This is a genomic window from Kitasatospora sp. NPDC002551 (assembly GCF_040296005.1).
In the GTDB taxonomy this organism is placed as follows: Bacteria; Actinomycetota; Actinomycetes; order Streptomycetales; family Streptomycetaceae; genus Kitasatospora.
The window spans coordinates 54,813-72,140 of the sequence record NZ_JBEOWI010000041.1 but is presented as its reverse complement, the minus strand read 5'-3'; the positions used below and the strand labels follow the sequence as shown (position 1 = coordinate 72,140).

The 17,328-nt window shown below is 77.0% G+C and carries 14 protein-coding genes and 1 pseudogene; 12 read left to right on the top strand and 3 right to left on the bottom strand.

Annotation, left to right across the window (positions count from 1 at the left end):
• Positions 1-80 precede the first annotated feature (80 nt).
• The 10 genes from ABT093_RS28880 (at position 81) to ABT093_RS28835 (ending at position 13,712) form a co-directional block, all read left to right on the top strand.
• Positions 81-773 carry a Crp/Fnr family transcriptional regulator gene (locus ABT093_RS28880; protein ID WP_350569428.1) on the top strand — a complete coding sequence of 231 codons (693 nt, stop codon included), beginning with the start codon at positions 81-83 and terminating at the stop codon, positions 771-773.
• Between the two features lie 119 nt (positions 774-892).
• Complete coding sequence (locus ABT093_RS28875) at positions 893-1,897, top strand: hypothetical protein (protein WP_350569426.1); 1,005 nt, start codon at positions 893-895, stop codon at positions 1,895-1,897.
• Positions 1,894-4,044, top strand: coding sequence for a hypothetical protein (locus ABT093_RS28870; protein ID WP_350569424.1), 2,151 nt, complete (start codon positions 1,894-1,896; stop codon positions 4,042-4,044). Before ABT093_RS28875 ends, ABT093_RS28870 begins: the two co-directional genes overlap by 4 nt.
• Complete coding sequence (locus ABT093_RS28865) at positions 4,041-5,024, top strand: hypothetical protein (RefSeq protein WP_350569422.1); 984 nt, start codon at positions 4,041-4,043, stop codon at positions 5,022-5,024. Before ABT093_RS28870 ends, ABT093_RS28865 begins: the two co-directional genes overlap by 4 nt.
• 71 nt (positions 5,025-5,095) lie before the next feature.
• The gene (locus ABT093_RS28860) at positions 5,096-5,566 is read left to right on the top strand and encodes a Pycsar system effector family protein (RefSeq protein ID WP_350569420.1); all 471 of its coding nucleotides are present in this window, start codon (positions 5,096-5,098) and stop codon (positions 5,564-5,566) included.
• 145 nt (positions 5,567-5,711) lie between these two features.
• The gene (locus tag ABT093_RS28855; RefSeq protein WP_350569418.1) at positions 5,712-8,471 is read left to right on the top strand and encodes a DUF7825 domain-containing protein; all 2,760 of its coding nucleotides are present in this window, start codon (positions 5,712-5,714) and stop codon (positions 8,469-8,471) included.
• 461 nt (positions 8,472-8,932) lie between these two features.
• The gene (locus ABT093_RS28850) at positions 8,933-9,706 is read left to right on the top strand and encodes an ABC transporter ATP-binding protein (RefSeq protein ID WP_350569417.1); all 774 of its coding nucleotides are present in this window, start codon (positions 8,933-8,935) and stop codon (positions 9,704-9,706) included.
• A complete protein-coding gene (locus ABT093_RS28845; protein WP_350569416.1) occupies positions 9,691-11,679 on the top strand; it encodes a hypothetical protein in 1,989 nt (662 codons plus the stop codon). Before ABT093_RS28850 ends, ABT093_RS28845 begins: the two co-directional genes overlap by 16 nt.
• Positions 11,680-11,748: 69 nt before the next feature.
• Complete coding sequence (locus ABT093_RS28840) at positions 11,749-13,092, top strand: sensor histidine kinase (protein WP_350569414.1); 1,344 nt, start codon at positions 11,749-11,751, stop codon at positions 13,090-13,092.
• Positions 13,056-13,712, top strand: a complete 657-nt coding sequence (locus ABT093_RS28835) for a LuxR C-terminal-related transcriptional regulator (RefSeq protein ID WP_350569413.1) — start codon at positions 13,056-13,058, stop codon at positions 13,710-13,712. The genes ABT093_RS28840 and ABT093_RS28835 overlap by 37 nt, the downstream gene beginning before the upstream one ends.
• On the opposite strand, the gene ABT093_RS28830 is transcribed toward ABT093_RS28835, so the two are convergent.
• From ABT093_RS28830 to ABT093_RS28820, 3 genes and pseudogenes are all read right to left on the bottom strand, one after another.
• On the bottom strand, positions 13,685-14,353 hold the full coding sequence (locus ABT093_RS28830) for a rhomboid-like protein (RefSeq protein WP_350569411.1): 669 nt from the start codon (positions 14,351-14,353) through the stop codon (positions 13,685-13,687). The genes ABT093_RS28835 and ABT093_RS28830 overlap by 28 nt on opposite strands.
• 10 nt (positions 14,354-14,363) lie before the next feature.
• Positions 14,364-14,732: a hypothetical protein gene (locus ABT093_RS28825; RefSeq protein WP_502884340.1), complete on the bottom strand. Its 369-nt coding sequence runs from the start codon at positions 14,730-14,732 to the stop codon at positions 14,364-14,366.
• A 31-nt stretch (positions 14,733-14,763) separates the two neighbouring features.
• Positions 14,764-15,333 (bottom strand): annotated as a pseudogene (locus ABT093_RS28820) (DUF4291 domain-containing protein); the annotation flags it as partial.
• An 84-nt stretch (positions 15,334-15,417) separates the two neighbouring features.
• Between ABT093_RS28820 and ABT093_RS28815 the strand changes: the two are divergent.
• Together ABT093_RS28815 and ABT093_RS28810 are read left to right on the top strand one after the other, a co-directional pair.
• Positions 15,418-15,945: a universal stress protein gene (locus tag ABT093_RS28815; RefSeq protein WP_350569409.1), complete on the top strand. Its 528-nt coding sequence runs from the start codon at positions 15,418-15,420 to the stop codon at positions 15,943-15,945.
• Positions 15,946-16,021: 76 nt separating this feature from the next.
• Entirely contained in the window at positions 16,022-17,323 is a 1,302-nt protein-coding gene (locus ABT093_RS28810) for a cytochrome P450 (protein ID WP_350569408.1), read from the top strand.
• Positions 17,324-17,328 lie beyond the last annotated feature (5 nt).

Below are 17,328 nucleotides of genomic sequence, written 5' to 3'. Positions count from 1 at the left end.
CGGCCCCGCGCCCGCCGGGCCTCGCCGGCTTTCCCGGCGAGGCCCGCACACGGCCCCCGGCGGTCTCCTATCGTCTTCGCATGGATGCCCGCGCCGGCGCGATGCCGGACCGAACGGACCGGACGCTGCGTCACCTCATGGGGGAGCGGACCTGGAGCGCCCTGCTGGCCGGCGCGCACGAGCGACGGCACCCCGCCGGCGGTGTCCTGCTCCGGCAGGAGGAGCCGGGCACCCATGTGCTCGCGCTGCTCACCGGCGTGGCCAAGGTGGTCCGCCGGGAGCCGGACGGGGACCTCACCCTGCTGGCCTTCCGGGGCCCCGGGGAGGTGCTCGGCGAGGTGGCGGTGCTGGACGACAGCGTGCGCTCGGCGAGCGTCGAGGCCATAGCGCCGTGCACGGTGGCCGTGGTGGGCCGGGAGGCGTTCCTGCGGTTCGTCGCGGAGCACGACCTGTACCCGGTCATGGTCCGCTACGCGTTCGGCCGGCTGCGGGAGTCGGACCGCGCCCGTGGCGGCGGGGACGCCGTGGCCCGGCTGGCGGCCGCCCTGGCGGCCCTGGCCGAACTCTCCGCGGGCCCGGGCGGACCCGGAGCGGGCGTCGAACTCGCCCTGACCCGCGACGACCTGGCGCAGTACCTCGGCGTCTCCCGCAACACCGTCACCGCGGGCCTTGCCGAACTGGCGCCGCTGGGGGTGGAGAGCGGGCGCCGGCGCATCGTCGTCGGCGACCCGGCCGCCCTGCGGGGCGCGGCGTCCGCCCCGCACCGGGGTTGACCGGTCATCAGTTCGTGTGACGTCCGTCACCGGTGTTCCGCACCGCGCGAGCACACGGCGGGCGGCGTCCTCGGGAAGCTTGGAGCGCAACCTCCGCACCGAGCCCACCGAGGAGTCCGATGTCCGAGTCCGGCCGACCCCCGACCGACGCCAGCCGCTTCCCCGAGGCCAGCGCGCTGCCCTACAGCCGCAGCCGGCGGCTGCCCCCGTACCGGGGGATCGTCGCCGTCGACGCCAAGGACTTCACCGGCCACCCCGCCGTCGAGCACGGCGCGATCAGCCGGGCGATCCCGGAGCTGCTCCGGCAGTCCTTCGAGCAGGCCGGCCTGTCCGAGGTCTGGCTGGACCGCAGGTTCCCCGCCTCCACCGGCGACGGCTACGTCTTCGGCTTCGACCCCGGGTGGATGCCGTTCGTGATCCACCCCTGGCTGCACACCCTCCAGGAACTGCTCGGCGAGTTCAAGGTGCACACCGTCGGCACGGTGGCCATCCGGCTGAGGGTGAGCCTCCACCTCGGGCCGCTGCCGGACGGCGGCGGCGAGTTCGACGGCAACGGCACGCCGCGCAACGACACCCACCGGCTGCTCGACTCGCGCCCCGTCAAGGCCGTCCTGGCCGACGCCAAGGCGAGCGTGACCCACGTCGCCGCGATCCTCTCCGACCGCTGCTACCAGGACGCGGTGGAGAGCGGCTACACCGGCCGGCACCCGGACCACTTCATCGAGGTACCGGCCACCGTCGAGGGCAAGCGCTTCGACCAGCGGGCCTGGCTCTACGTGCCCGCGCCCTCCGGGAACCTCTACGACCGCCGCCTCCTGGACGACCCGGCCGCCACCGGCGACCAGCAGACCGGCCGGGCGGACGCCGAGGGCCACCCGCCGGTCGGCGAGGAGCGGCGCCCGGCGCCGGCGGCGCCCCCGACGGTCCAGCGGGCGGACGGGGGCAACGTGAACAGCGGCACCGTGTACGGCGGGCAGGCCGTCACCAACACCATGCGCGGCGCCGTCGGCGGCAACGTCGTGCGGGGCGAGTCGGTCCGCTCCATCGGCTCGGTCGGCGGCGACTACGTCGAGGGCACCAAGGGCGACACCGTCCACGGCGACAAGCACGAGCACCACCGGTGAGCGCCGCCGACGCCGCCGGGGATCCCGCGGCCGCCGCCGGTCCGGCCGAGGAACTGACGGACCTCGACGACGAGCTCGCCGCCTTCCGGGCCGGCCGGCCCTTCATCTACGCCCCGAACGGGAACATCAACACCGGCTCCGTGCACGGCGGCCAGCGGGTCGAGAACAACGGCGTGCCGGGCGGACGGGGCGACCGGCCGGTGGAGGCGCACGAAGGGCCGATCTCGGTGTCGGAGATCCTCGACGCCCGCACGGGGTTCGCCGAACCCGACTGGTTCGCCACCGCGCTCGCCGAACTCGACGAACGCGTCCTCTTCCTCCACGGTGAGCCCGGCACCGGGCGCCGGACGGCCGCCCTGAACCTGCTCCACCGGCACAGCGGCGGCAGCCCGGACCTCCGCGCGCTCGACGGCGACGAGAACCTCGCCACCTGGCGCCCCACCGGCGCCGGCGCCCGCGGCTACCTCGTGCACGGCCTCCTCCCGCAGCACCCGCTGGGACCGGCCGTCGTCGCGAACCTGCGCCGCCTGCTCCACGACGCGGACGCCCGGATGGTGGTCCTCCTCCCGCACGAGCCGGAGCGCATCCGCGCCCTGGCCCGGGACCTGCACGTCACCCCGGTGCGGTGCGAACCCCCGGCGCCCCGGGCCGTCTTCGACGCCCGGCTGACGGCCGCCGTGCCCGACGCGGCCCGGCGGCGGCGACTGCTGGACGCGCTGGGGCCCGAGCTGCTCGACACCCTGCTCACCCCCGAACTCGTCCCCGCCCAGGTCGCCGAACTCGTCGCCACCGTCAGCACCGCCGGAGACGACGGCCCCGACCCCGACGACCTGCGCGCCCGGCTCAGCTTCCTCGCGGAGGGGGAGGTGCCCGAGCTCCTCGACGGGCTCCGCGACGACCCCGACGGCCTGGCCTTCCTGCTGGCGACCAGCGTCTTCGAGGGGCTCGACCACCGGATCGTCCGGGAGGAGGCCGACCGGCTCCTCGCACTGGCCGCCGGCCGGCTCGACTCCGTCCTCCCGGAGGGCGGCGACCCGGACGGCCCGGGCCCGCGCCCGAGCCGGGAGCAGCCCCGGCCGAACCCGCGCTTCGTGTTCCGCCGGTCGCTGGAGGAGCTCCTGCTCTCCGTCCGCGCCCGGCGCGGGCCCGCCGAGATCCGCGCCCACAGCCGCTTCACCTACACGGTGGAACCGGTGGTCTTCACCCGGCACCGGCAGGCGGAGGCCGTCCTGCGGCACGTCTGGCGGCAGTACAGCGAGCTGTCCACGCTGCTGACGGAGTGGCTGGACACCGTCCCCGCGCGGGAGTCCGACCTCGCCGTGCCGGTCGGACACGTCATGGGGATGGCCGCGAGCTGGGGCGGCGGGCGCCGGGCGCTGCGGCACATCCGCGAGCTGGCCGGTTCCGAGCGCGCGCACAGCCGCACCACGGCCGCCTACGCGCTCGGCATCGCGGCCCGCGACCTCGTCCTCGCCGGCGAGGTCAAGTACCACCTGGGCCGGTGGAGCGTCGAAGGCGGCTGGCGGCTGCGGTCCACGGTGGCCTTCGCCTGCGGCTCCGACTTCGGGACCGCCCGCCCCGAGGTCGCGCTGACCCTGCTGCGCAGCGCCTACCGGGGCACCGAGGGGGACGAACGGCAGGTCGCGAGGGCCGTGACGCTGGCCCTGCGGGCCCTGTTCGCGGCGGGGAACCAGGCGACCGTCTTCCGCAAGCTCACCGGCTGGGCGGACCGCCCGGACGCCGCGCCGCTCGTGCTGGACGTCCTGCCCGGGCTGCTGTGGGACGACCCGGGATGGTTCGGGGCCCAGGTGCTGAGCGTCGGCGAACACACCGAGCCCCTCCTCGGACTCGTCCGCCGCGCCCTGGACGACGATGCCCGCTTCGACGCGACCTGCCGTGCGCTCGTCGGCTGGTGCCGCACCGCCGCCTGGGACGCCGAACGGCGCACCGCCGTCGAGACGCTGTTCACCGCGCTCGCCCAGGACCTGCACCTGGGTGTCATGCGCCTGTTCGTCGAGATCGACAACGACGAGGACCAGGAACTCCCCGGGCGGTCCGTCGCCCGGTACGCCCTGGCGGCCTGGCGGCACGGCGAGCAGCAGCCCCGCCCCGCGGCCGCCCACCCGAACGGAGGAACCCCCCGATGACCGCCGACCTCGATCCGCCCGTCTACACCCGCGCCGCCCGCGCCCCCTGGCGCGAGATCCTCGGCCACCGCTGGTCCGGCCGGCGCGACCGGGCCCTGGTGCTGCGCGACCGCGACGGGCTGTACCACCTGGCGGGGCCGTTGCGCCGCCGGCTGCTCCCGGACGAGGACGGCCCGGCGGCGGTGCGCAGCGGCCTGTGGGGGTACGACGGCGCGTACCTGGTCCAGCTCGACGAGCGGCCGGGTGTGCGGGCGGTCGGCGTCCCGACCGCGTACGGCACGGAGTCCTTCGACGTGCACGTGCTCTGGTGGGCCCACGACCCCGTGCAGGTGGTGCGCACCGGCACCGTGCGGGGCTGGTACCCGGTGCGCAAGGACCTCGAACGGCGGCTGCACCACCTCCACCAGCAGTTCGCCGCCGCCGGGCAGGACTTCGGCGCGGCCGAGGTGATGCAGTACCTGGCGGCGCCGCACCTGATGGCCGACTGCGGCCTCGGCTACCGGGTGACGGACGTCGGCGCGCGGGAGCACGGCAGCGAGCTCCGTCTCGGCGACGGCGGCGGCGCCGCCCCGCCGAGGGGCTGGAGCGAGGAGAGCAGCAAGGAGTACGAGTTCTGCCGGTACGCCGTCCAGCAGGGCCCGGTCTACCTCGCGGCGCTGTGGCTGGCCCGCCGGCCGGAGGAGGTCCGCCAGGTGCTGGACTGGACGGTCGACCACGCGGACCTGCTGCGCGGCGCGACGGACTGGCAGGACGCGGTGGCCGGGCTGCTCGGCAAGCTGACGCCCCAGGAGCAGCACGAACTCTCCCGGCTGCTGCGCGACCGGCTGGTCGCGCTCGGCCGCTCGGTCCCCGGACCGCCGCCGCCTCCCGGGGCGGAGTTCGGCAGGGTCCGGGTGCCGGCCGACGGCTGGGCCGACGGATCGGTCAACGGAGCTTTCGACGGGTCGGTGAACGGGTCGGTGAACGGGCGGCCGCTGTGAGCCCGACAGCCGCACCGAGCGCCCGGGGGACGTCGGCTCCGGGCGCTCCGACCCCGGGGGCGGTGGCGGCCATGGAACGCCTGCTGGCCGCCAACGGCACCGAACTGGCCAGGGCCGACACCAAGGCCGCCGTCCTGCTGGCCTTCACCGGGGCGGCCCTCGGCGCGTTCGTGCCGCTCACCCGCAGGGACGGTGCCGCGGCCGCCCACGGCTGGGACACCCGCCTCCTGTGGTGGACGGCCGTGCTCAGCGCCCTGTGCGCCGTCGGCTGCTTCGTCTGGGCCATCGCCCCGCGCCACCGCAAGGGGCGCGGGGACGGTGCGAGCGGCCCCGGCTACTTCGGCCACATCGGCGCGCGGACCGGCCGAGGACGCCTGGGCCGGGCCTTCGAACGGGCCGGGCGGGACCCGGCCGGACCGTTGCTCGCCTCGCTCGTCGTGACCAGTGCGATCATCCGCGCCAAGTACCGCTGGATCGAGGCCGGGACGGTTCTGCTGCTGCTGGCGCTGCCCCAGTTCGCCGCGGTGCTCCGGCCGGTGTGACCGCGGACCGGTCCGGGGCGGCCGGGGGCGCCGGGGAGGCGGGTCGGGGGCGGCTCGCCCGTCCCGGCGGTCCGGCCGGCGGTCCCGCTGTCGGTGCGGCCCGCTAGGTTCGCGCCCATCGCGTCGGAGCAGGTGGAGGAACGTCATGACCGGTCCCACGAGCGGGACGATCGGCTGGGACGAGGTGCGCGCGCTGATCGCCGCCCGGGTGCCGCAGGGCGTGATCGGCCGGCTCTCGCCCGTGCCCGCCGCCGAACTGCGCCACCTGCGCGCCCCGCTGCGCAAGCTGCGCACCGAGCTGACGCGGGAGCTCTCCGCGAACGACCGGCGGCGCTACGCCGCGGCGTACGACCAGCTCGCCGCCCTGCAGTTCGCCGGGATCCTCTCCGCCGCCACCCCGGCGGAGGCCCTGGACTGGCTCACCGCGCGTCGCCTCCTCGCCGTCAACTGGCCGCTGCCCGACGGCGGTTCCACCAACCCCGACGCCCACGCCGTCCTGCGGGTCCTGTTGCTGCCGCACCGCGACGCGGCGTTCCAGCGGGAACTCGCGGTCCGGCTCGCCGAGTGGCTGCCCGCGCGCGGCGACGCCTTCCGCTGGCTGATCGCCCACGGCCTCGCCGTCTGGTCCGGCGCCGAGGTCCCCGCCACCGACGGCTACCTGACCGGCTGGCTGCGCGAGGGCGGGCTGGTGCGTTACGCGTCCCACCAGGAGATCGGCGAGTGGTTCGCCGAGCAGGGCCTGCGCGCCGCGGTGCCGCACCACGACACACTGCTCGGCTGGCTGCGCGCCCAGCCCCGGCTCGCCGAGTTCGTCCGCCGGCTGTTCGAGGTCCCGGACGCCGGAACCGAGCTCGCCGACCCGCACACGGCCGGCTTCGGGCCCGACAACGAGTGGCCCAAGGCGCTCACCGCCCTGGCCGGCGAGGGCCTGCTGGACCGCGCCGAACTGATCGACCTCTGCCTGGGCCTCCTCCTGCGCGGCGAGCGGCCCGGCAACCTGCGCGGCTTCCTGCGGCTGTACGCGGAACTGGCCCCCGACGCCGAGGAGGTCACCGCCCGGGCCCGCGACCACGTCCGGCTGGCCGCCGACGGCGCGCCGACCGCCGCGAAGGCCGCCCAGGCGGCCCTGCGGTCCGTGGACCTCCGGCTGTCCGCCGAGCTGTTCACCGAGCTGACGGCCGAGGTCCTGGCCCGGCCGGAGAAGGCGCTCGCCACCGTCCAGCTGGGCTGGGCCGACGCGGTGCTGCGCCGCGATCCGGTCCGGGCCGACGACCTGCTGCCCGCCCTCGCGGTGGCCTTCGCCCACCCGGCGCCCGAGGTCCAGGAACGCGCCCTGCGGCTGGTCGCCGGCCGCCTGGCCGACACCGCCGACCCGGCCACCGCCGAGTCCGTGCGCGGCGCCGCCGCCGCGCTCGGCCCCGCCCTGCGGGCGGACGCGCAGCGGCTGCTGGCCGCCCCGGCCGCCCGGCCCGCGGTGGCCGGGGAGCACCGGGAACCGCCCGCGCCGGTGCTCCGGCCGGTGCGGCCGGCCGAGCTGCCGGCCGCACCGGCCGGGCCGTTCGAGCTCGCCGAGCGGCTGGCCGCCGTGCTGGCCGACGCGATGCCCGACCCCGGGGAGTTCGAGGTCGTGCTGGCGGCCCTGGTCGCCGAGCGGCAGCGCGACGCCGCCGCGCTCGGGACCGCGCTCGCCCCGCTCGCCCCGCGGCACGGGGAGGACCAGGCCGTCCACCGGGGCATCGGCACCGTCGGGGGCACGCTGGGGTGCCTGCTCGACGCCCTGACCGGTCGTGAGCACCGGTCCGCCGCGCTCACGGCCGAACTGCTCGCCCTCCCGGACCCCAGGCGCGGCCCCGCCCTGGTCCCCGCGTTGCGCGTCCTCGAAGCGGCGTGCGGCGTCGCCGACGCGCCGGTACCGGTGCTGCTCGCCACCCCCACCGGCGCGGACGGCACCCTCGATCCGGCCGTGCTCACCGAACGGCTCGCGGCGCACCGCGCGGCCGGTGCCCGGCCCTGGCCCGTCGACCTGGCCCAGGCGCTGCTCCGGGTGGCGCCGGACGCACGGCCGGGCGTCCGCGCCGCGGCCGCCGGACTCGGCTGCGACCTGCCGCCCGACACGCCGCTGCCCGCACCCCGGGGGTTCCACGTCCAGGCCCCGGGCCGCCCGGACGGGTGGTCGGCGTCCGAGTACCCGCGCATCGCCCCGCTGGCGCCGACCGTGTCCGCGTCCGTGCCCGCGTCCGGGGGCGTCACCGGGCTGCTCCACACGCTGCCCGACCCGACCGGGAGCGACTGGTTCGCGGCCGGGTTCCGGACGTCGGCCACCCAGCTCGCCCAGCTGCCCTGGGTGGCGCCGTGGCACCCGGAGACGGTCGCCGCGCACGGCCTCTCCACCGTGGCGGCGCAGGCGGCCGACGCCGGCCCCCGGCAGCCCGGCCCGCTGCTGCCCCGGCTCACGGAACTCCCGGGCGAGCCCGGGCCGGTGAGCCACCTCCTGCTCGCCTACGGCATGACCGCCCTCCGCGCCGAGCACCGCACCGCGGCCCTGGACGCCCTGCTGGCGCTGACCGCACGCGGCCGGCTGCGGCCGGAGGAGCTCGGCGAGTGGCTCGCGGCGCTGTGGCGGCTGTCCGTCGCCAAGCCGAACCGGTTCCTGCCCGTGCTCGCCGACGCCGCCCGCGGCGGCGCCGGCCGGCCGGTGTTCGCCGTGCTCACCGCGATGCTCACCGACCTCGCCGCCGACCCGGCCCGCCGCGGTCTGGCCGCCGTCCTCACCCTGGCCGCCGACTGCGCGGCCGCCGAGGCCGTCCGCACCCCCGTCCCCGCCCTCGCCACCCTCACCGCCCCCGGGGCGCCCCGCCGCGTCCGCACGGAGGCGGCCCGCCTGGCCGGGATCCTCGGCCCCTGACCGGCGGTGGACCGCTCCGCGGCCGTGTGCTTCCCGGGTGGCCGGGCGGCCGGTCCAGGTACCACTCGCGGAAGCCGAGGCGGCCGCTCCGGTCGGTGAGCGGTTCCAGGGAGCCGCCGGTCGCGCGGCGGTCGACCCACAGGGGGCCGCGCTCCGGACCGGTGACGGCCGGCCACGTGGAGAACCCGCGTCCCTCGTGGCTGAGGCGGATCGCTCCGGCGCTCGTCCGCCCGTTGAAGCGCTCCCAGCTGTCGTCCCGGGCCCGGAAGGCCGCGCGGTGCGACTCCGCGGGTGGGCCGGAGCAGCGGAGAGGCGAGGGGCGGAGGAGAGCTGCAGGGCGGGGGTGGGGCTGGACCCACCTCGAAGTGTGAAGCAGGGTGGATTCCGCCTCGATCGTGTCCGTCCTAGCGTTTCCATCGGCCGCCCGGAGGGGGCGGACCGGGTGCGGGCGGGAGGGTGCGGTGCAGGTGGACGGCGGGGACGTTCCGGCGCTGAGGCTGACGGGGCTGAGCAAGCGGTTCGGGGATCACCGGGCGGTGGACGGGGTGGATCTGACCGTGCCGAGCGGCTCGCTCTACGGGCTGGTCGGGCCGAACGGGGCGGGCAAGACGACGTCGCTGTCGATGGCGGTCGGGCTGCTGCGGCCGGACGCCGGCCGGGCGGAGGTGTTCGGCGTGGACGTGTGGGCCGATCCGCTGCGCGCCAAGGCCCTGGTGGGCGTGCTGCCGGACGGCCTGGCGCTGCCGGAGCGGCTGACCGGCGCGGAGCTGCTGCGCTACCTGGGACGGCTGCGCGGCCTGGACGGGCGGACGGTGGACTCCCGGGCGGAGGAGCTGCTGGCCGTGCTGGAGCTGACGGACGCGGCGGGGACGGCGGTGATCGACTACTCCACGGGGATGCGCAAGAAGATCGGCCTGGCCACCGCGCTGCTGCACGGGCCCTGGCTGCTGGTGCTGGACGAGCCGTTCGAGGCGGTCGACCCGGTGTCGGCGGCGACGGTCCGGACGATCCTGCGGCGGTTCGTCGCGGCGGGCGGTTCGGTGGTGCTCTCCAGCCATGTGATGGCCCTGGTCGAGAGCCTCTGCGACCACGTGGCGGTGATCGCCGGGGGCCGGGTGGCGGCGGCCGGGACGGTGGACGAGGTGCGGGGCGGGCGGGCCCTGGAGGACGTGTTCGTCGAGCTGGTCGGCGCCCGGACCGGGGGCGGGGAGGGGCTGGAGTGGCTGGCGTCCTGACGGTCCCGCGGGCGGCGGGCGGCCGCGTCGCGGTCGCCGTGCTCACCGGCATGAAGGCGAGCGTGCTGCGGCGGTCGATGTCCGGCCCCCGGGCCGCCGGACTGGTCGTCGCCACGGTGGCCGGCGGGGCAGGCGCGGTCGGCACCGCGCTGCTCGGCCGGGCGGACTACGCCACCCCCGGGGCCGGGTTCGGCGTGCTGGCGCTGGCCCAGCTGCTGTGGACCCTGGGGTGGGCGCTCGGGCCGCTGGTCACCGGTGGTGACGCCACCCTGCGGCCGGCCTGGTTCGCCATGGTGCCGCTGCGCCCGCGCAGCCTGGCGCTCGGGCTGCTCGGCGCCGCCTTCGTCGGCGTCACCCCGGTGCTGGCGCTGGTCGCCTTCGGCGGGCTGTTCGTCTACGGCGCCCGCCAGGGGCCGGCGGCGGGCCTGGTGGCGGTGCCCGCCGTGCTGCTGCAACTGCTCCTCGTGGTGCTGCTGGCGAAGGTCACCCCGCAGGTGCTGGGCGGCGTGCTGCGCCACCGCCTCGGCTGGGAGCTGTCCGCGCTGCTGGTCGGCCTGGTGATGGCCTGCCTCAACTCCGGCTGGTTCGCGATCGGCTTCCTGGCCCGGCTCGGCACCGGGGAGTGGGCGGCCGGGACGGCCACCGCGGTGCGGGCGCTTCCCTCGGGCTGGGCGGTGGTCGCGGTGGACGCGGCCCGCCGGGCGGACTGGCCGACGGCCGCCGCCGCGCTCGGCGGCCTGGGCGCCGTCTGCGGCCTGCTCCTGGCCGCCTGGGCGGCGCTGCTCTCCCGGCAGCCGGTGCGCGGCGGCGCGCACCGCCCCCGGTCGGCCGCCGCCCGTTCCGGTGTCGGGCGCCGGCTGCTCCCCGACTCCCCGGCGGGCGCGGTCCTGGGCAAGGAACTGCTGCTCTGGCGCCGTGACCCCCGCCGGGCCCGGTTCCTGCGGACCGCGTTCTGGACGGGCGTGTTCACCGGCCTGCTCCCGCTGCTCGACGGCTTCGACGTGCTGCTGCCCTGGGCGGGCGTGGTCGCCGCGCTGTTCGCCGGCGCGTTCTGCGTCAACCTGTACGGACTGGACGCGGGCGCGTTCTGGCTGAACCTGGTGGTGCCGGGGACCGAACGGGTCGACGTCCGGGCCCGGCAGGCCGCCTGGCTGCTGGTCACCGCCCCGGTGGCGCTGCTGCTGACGGCCGCCGCGCTCCCGTTCGCCCCGGGCGGCGTCCTGCCGTGGGTGTGCGCCGTGCTGCCGGCCGTCCTCGGCGCCGCGGCCGGGCTGATCCCGCTGATGTCGGTGCTCGGCGCCGCGCCGTCCCCCGACCGTCCCGGCGGCAGCCCGCTCGACGACCTCGCCGACGACAGCGCCGAGCACGTCCGCGCCCAGGGGCTGGCGGCGTTCTGGCTGCAACTGCTCGCCGCGCTGCCGGCGGCCGGCGTGGTGCTGGCCGGGACCGTGCTGTCCAGCGCGCCGCTGCGCTGGGCCGGTCTGCCGGCGGGCCTGCTCACCGGCGCGCTGTCCGCGTGGGGGCTGGGCCGCGCCGCGGCGCGCCGACTGGAGGCGAGCGGCCCCGAGCTGCTGGACACGCTGCGCAAGGGCCTGCCGCGCGAGGGTGCGTCGCGCACCGGAGGCCGGCGGGCCGCGGGGGCGGCGGCCGAGGTCTCGCGCGGCCGGTCGGCGGCGGCCGGGCTGCTGACCACCGTCGGCATCCTGCTGATCGCGCCCCAGGGCCTGGTGGCGCTCGCCCTGACGCTGTTCGCGCCGACCGCGCGCAGCTGGTTCCTGGTGCTCCATCTGCCCGGGCCCGCACTGCGGCGGATCGCGGTGGCGGTGGTGTTCGTCCTGCTCGGCGCGTTCTGCGTGCGGGCGGCGCACCGGCTGGCCAACCCGGACCGCCCCGCCCGCCCCGCCTGCCCCGATGACCCCGCCCGCCCCGCCCGCCCCGCCTGCCCGGCCCCGTCGGGGGAGCTGGGACCATGACCGGGCGACGGACCGTCACCCCGGCGGTCCGCGTCCGCCCGCGACGACCGCCCACCGACCGGAGGCCCGGTGAACCGTACGCTGCCCGCCGCCCGTGCCGCCCTGCGCGGCAGCGGCGCCGCCCTCCGGCGGCTGCTGGTGCTGACGGCCGTCGTCCCCGCCGAACTGCTGCTGCTGGTGGTCGTCCTGGGCAGCTTCGTGCTCTGGTTCGGCCTCGGGATCTTCTTCCTCTTCCCCGCCACCACCCGGCTCGCCCGCACGGCCGCCGGCCTCGCCCGCGCCTGCGCCGGCCGCTGGTCGGGAGTGCCGGTGCCGCCGCCGTACCTGCCGCGCCCGGGGCTCGAACGCACCCTGCACGGCTGGTTCTGGACCGGGCACGACTACCAGAGGCACCGCTGGTTCGCGAGCGTCTCGCGCACCATCCGCTGGCTCTGGAAGGATCCGGCGACCTGGCGCGACGTGCTCTGGGTCGTACTGAACCCGGTGGTCGGCGGCGCCATCGCCGCCACCCCGCCGCTGCTGCTGGCCGGCGGCCTGTACACCCTGGCCTCCACCCCGACCCACGCCCTGGCCCACCTCCTCGCCGGGACCGCCCTCCCGCTGCCCGGGCCGGGCCCCGTCCCCGCCGCCCTCCTGGCCCTTGCCCTCGGTCTCGCCCTGACCGCCGCGGGCCCGGCGCTGGCCGGCCCGGCGCTGCGCCTGCACGGCCGCTGGACACGCGCCCTGCTCGGTCCCACCGAACGCTCCCGCCTCGCCCGCCGGGTCGAGCAGCTGACCGAGACCCGGCTGGACGTCACCGAGGCCCAGGCCGCCGAGCTGCGCCGGATCGAGCGCGACCTGCACGACGGCGCCCAGGCCCGGCTGGTCGCGGTGAGCCTGCGGCTGGGCGCGGTCGCCGCGCTGATCGACCGCGACCCGGACCGGGCCAGGTCGGTGGTGACGGAGGCGCAGGAGAACGTCGCCCAGGCGCTCCAGGAGCTGCGCGACCTGGTCCGCGGCATCCACCCGCCGGTGCTCGCCGAGCGCGGCCTGGCGGAGGGGCTGCGCGCCCTGGCCCTGGACGTGCCGCTGCGCGTCGAGGTGCGGGCCGAGCTGCCCGGCCGCGCCGAGTCCCCGGTCGAGTCGGCGGTCTACTACGCGGTCAGCGAGGCCCTGACCAACGCGGTCAAGCACGCGGGCGCGAGGCACGCCGCCGTGGACCTGGTCCACGTGGACGGGCTGCTGCGCGCCGAGGTCACCGACGACGGCCGGGGCGGCGCGGACCCCGGCCGGGGGACCGGCCTGCTGGGCATCCAGCGCAGGCTGGCCGCGTTCGACGGTACGCTCACGCTGATCAGCCCCCCGGGCGGACCGACCCGGCTGACCATGGAGCTACCGTGCGCGTTGTCCTCGCCGAGGACCTCTACCTCCTGAGGGACGGCCTGTCCCTCCTCCTCACCGCCCACGGGCACGAGATCGTCGCGGCGGTGGGCAGCGGCCCGGAACTCGCCGCCGCGCTGGCCGAGCACCGGCCGGACATCGCGGTGGTCGACGTCCGGCTGCCGCCCACCTTCACCGACGAGGGCCTCCAGGTCGCCCTCGCGGCCCGCCGGGCCCGGCCGGGCCTGCCCGTCCTGGTGCTCTCCCAGCACGTCGAGCAGTTGTACGCGCGGGAGCTGATCGCCGACGGCGCGGGGGCAGTCGGCTACCTGCTCAAGGACCGGGTGTCCCACGCCGGGCAGTTCATGGACGCGCTGCGCACCGTCGCCTCCGGCGGCACCGTGATGGACCCGCAGGTGATCACCCGCCTGCTCGCCCGCAACGCCGACGACCGGCCGCTGGCCCTGCTCACCCCGCGCGAGCGGGAGGTGCTGGCGATGATGGCCGAAGGCCGCTCGAACGCCGCGATCGCCCAGCGGCTGCACTTCAGCGAGGGCGCGGTGAGCAAGCACACCTCCAGCATCTTCGCGAAGCTGGGACTCAGCGCCTCCGACGACGACAACCGCCGGGTGCTGGCCGTGCTCGCCTACCTCGACGGCACCCGCTCGGCCTGACGCGGCGCCCGTGCCGCGCCGCGGCGGACCACCGGGGGCAGGCCCAGCCGGTGCGCGGCCGCGACCGCGAGCCCGGCGAGCAGCGAGACCAGGTGGCCCACGGCGGCGACCTCGCCGTCCGCGACGCCGCCGAGCAGGGTGGGCGCCGCGACCGCGAGCATCAGCAGCCACACCGCCCGCGACCACACCGGGCGGGCCCGGCAGGCCGCCACCGCCAGCGCCGCGACCACCACGTAGGAGGGGCCGGTGTCCAGGGCGTGCGCGGCCTCGGCCGGCAGCGCGCCGTGCTCGATCCGCCACCAGACCAGCCCCTCGGTCAGCGCGGTCGCCGTCACGTGCACGAGGGCCAGCGCCGCCACCGCCCGGCCGCCGCCGAGCGCGCCGACCACCGCGAAGACGGACAGCGCGAACACCGGCCAGATCCACACGGTGTCCTGCGGGACGAACGCCGACACCGCCAGTGAGCCGACGGGGTGGCCGTCCGGCCAGGGCCGCAGATTGTCCAGGTCGGTCGAGGCCCACTCCCGCAGTGCCCGCACCTGCTCGGCGGGCAGCAGTCGCAGCACCGGCCACATCGCGGCCAGTGCGGTCACGTACCAGAACGCCGGATTGCGCAGGAGCGACAGCTGCCGTTGCGGCACCCCCGGGCCCCTAGTCGGCGCGGCGCCGCGGACGCGCCCCGCCGGCGAGCACCGCGCCGGTGGCGAGCGCCACCGCGCCGGCGGCCAGCAGCCCGCCCCGGGAGCGCCAGGACAGCACCGACCAGCGGGAGTTCGCGGAGAGCAGCGAGCCGACGCTCAGCCACGACCCGGCGGACAGCACGGACATCACCGACCCGGCTGACCCGATCGACAGGACGCTGCCGGCCGACCCGATGGAGAGCACCGACCCGGCCGATCCGATCGACAGGACCGAGCCCACCGACCCGATGGACAGCACGGAGTCCCCGGAGCAGGCCGCCCACGCGGACGAGCAGGCCGACGCGGCGGCCGTTGACGAGCGATCACGAGGCTTGGACACCCCTTGATCGTATGCCGCCCGCGCCCGCCGGTCACCCGCGGACGTGGGCCGGCGCGCCCGGGGCCACCGGGTACGGCCGCTCCTCGGGCAGCAGCAGCCGCGCGGCCTCCGTCTCGCCGTCGCGCAGCAGGCCGTGGATCCGCCGCACCAGCGGCGTGACGTCCGTGACGGACACCGTCCACTCGTCCGCGTACCGCCGCGCCGCCTCGCCCGCCAGCCCGAGCTGCAGGGACCGGTACGGCAGCGGTCGCAGGTGCAGATCGCGCTCGGGGTCCCACTGCACCCGGGCGGGCGCCCGCCTGAGTTCGCGTTGCCAGGTCGCCCGGTCCGGGTGCAGCCCGCGTGCGTAGCGCGCGAGGCAGGAGTGCTCCAGCGCCCACGTGAAGCCCGCCCGGTCGATCTCCACGGCGAGCACGGTCTCCTGCCCCTCCTTCGTCGCCCACCCGCAGCGGTACATCATCCAGAGGAAGGAGGGTTTGATCCACGTCATCCGGTCGCGCTTCCACTGCGCGGGGAAGCGCCCGTCCCGGGCCGCCGCCGCCAGTCCGATCTCCGCCCGGGGGCGTCGGCGGTCCGGCGATGCAAGGCCATATACAGTTAAAGCCTTCGATTTGCAGGCTTATGCGCCCTGTGGAACCATAATCGCTAAGCATTCAGTGGATCGAACACCGGAAAGTGAAGGATCATGTCGGACGGCGCGCGCGTCATCGTCGGAGTCAGCGGATCGTTGCACAGCCTGACCGCCCTGCACCGGGCGGCGGACGAGGCGCGCGACCGGGGCGCCGTGCTGGTGCCGGTGCTCGCCTGGACGCCGGCCGGCGGTGAGTACAACTACCGGCTGCGCCCCTGCCCGCCGCTGCTCCGCGCCTGGCAGGAGATGGCCGACGCGCAGCTGGCGCGGGCCCTGGACGAGGCGTTCGGCGGCCTGCCCGCCGGGGTCCGGGTCGAGCCGCAGGTGGTGCGCGGCGAGGTCGGCCCGGTGCTGACCTCGCTGGCCGACCGGCCGGACGACCTGCTGGTGGTCGGCGCCGGCCGGCACGGCGCGCTGCGCACCACCGTGCGCCGCCTCTTCCGGGGCGGCTCGGTGAGCCGCTACTGCCTCACCCACGCCCGCTGCACCGTGCTCGCCGTCCCGCCGTCCGACCTCCAGGCCGACCTGCGCGCCCTGCGCCGCGGCATCGACCTGCGCGAACTCGCGGACCTCGCCGCCTGAGCCGACCCACCCCGGGCGGGGCCCCGCCCGCGCGCACCCTGGCGCACACCCCGCCCCTGCCGTACCGTCCACCCCCGTGACGGTCGATCAGGCACGGGTGAACCGGATCTTCCTGCCCGGGACGTACGCCGAGGGTGTGCCGTACGAGCTGTTCCGCGAGCTGCGGGCCGAAGCGCCGCTCTGGTGGGTGGAGGAGCCGCCGGTGGGGGAGTGGCCGGCCGGCCCCGGCTACTGGGCGGTGCTGCGCCACGCCGACGTCAAACACGTCCTGCGCAGCCCGGAGGACTTCTCCTCGCACCTGGGCGCGACCCAGATCCGCGACCCCGACACGCCGGCCGACCTGGCCTTCGCCCGCACCATGATGCTCAACCAGGACCCGCCCGGCCACTCCCGGCTGCGCCGGGCCGTCGCCGCCGCCTTCACCCCGCGGACGCTGCGCGAACTGGCCGCCGCCATCGAGAACCGCGCGGCCGAACTCGTCACGGCGCTCCGCCCGCGCGGTGAGGCGGACGTGGTGCCGGTCGCCGCCGATCTGCCGGTGTGGACGCTGGCGCGGATCCTGGGCGTACCGGAGCAGGACCGGCAGCTCCTGGTCGACTGGTCCAACCGCGTGATCGGCTACCAGGACCCCGACCACGCCGAGTCCCGCACGGCGGACCCGTCGGCCCTCACCGAAGCGGGGAGGGCCGCGCTCGCCCTGCGTCCCACCGTCCGCACCGCCCCCGACGGCCGCCCGCTCAACCCGCGCTCCCGCGCCGCCCTCGCCGACATGTTCGCCTACGCCCACGCGCTCGCCGAACAGCCGCCGCCGGGCAGCATCGTCGCCCGGATGTGCGAAGCCGGCCTGAGGACCAGTGAGTTCGAGACGATGTTCTTCCTGTTCGCGGTCGCCGGGAACGAGACCCTGCGCAACGGCCTGCCCGGTGGCCTGCACTCCCTGCTGACCCACCCCGGCCAGTACCGGAGGCTGTCCCGGCAGCCCCGCCTGATCGCCCCGGCGACGGAGGAACTGCTCCGGTTCTGGCCGCCGGTCCTGCAGTTCCGGCGCACCGCCACCCGGGACACCGTGCTGGCCGGGCGGCCGGTCCGTGCCGGTGCCAAGGTGGTGGTCTACCACGCCTCGGCCAACCGGGACGGATCGGTGTTCCCGGATCCGGACCGCCTCGACCTCGCCCGCACGCCGAACGACCACGTCAGCTTCGGCTTCGGCCCGCACTTCTGCGTGGGCGCCCGGCTCGCCAGGATCCAGATGTCAGCCCTGATCCGCCGGATCGTCACCGAGCTGCCCGGGCTCCGGCTGGCGTCCGACGCGCCGCCGAAGCGGCTGGTCTCCAACTTCCAGAACGGGCTGAAGGAGCTGCGCGTCCGCTGGGAGTAGGCGGG

Bases quoted from the DNA above. Each gene is read 5' to 3' on its own strand.
- ABT093_RS28880 (WP_350569428.1), top strand. From the start codon at position 81: ATGGATGCCCGCGCCGGCGCGATGCCGGACCGAACGGACCGGACGCTG.
- ABT093_RS28860 (WP_350569420.1), top strand. From the start codon at position 5,096: ATGGAACGCCTGCTGGCCGCCAACGGCACCGAACTGGCCAGGGCCGAC.
- ABT093_RS28875 (WP_350569426.1), top strand. From the start codon at position 893: ATGTCCGAGTCCGGCCGACCCCCGACCGACGCCAGCCGCTTCCCCGAG.
- ABT093_RS28815 (WP_350569409.1), top strand. From the start codon at position 15,418: ATGTCGGACGGCGCGCGCGTCATCGTCGGAGTCAGCGGATCGTTGCAC.
- ABT093_RS28855 (WP_350569418.1), top strand. From the start codon at position 5,712: ATGACCGGTCCCACGAGCGGGACGATCGGCTGGGACGAGGTGCGCGCG.
- ABT093_RS28865 (WP_350569422.1), top strand. From the start codon at position 4,041: ATGACCGCCGACCTCGATCCGCCCGTCTACACCCGCGCCGCCCGCGCC.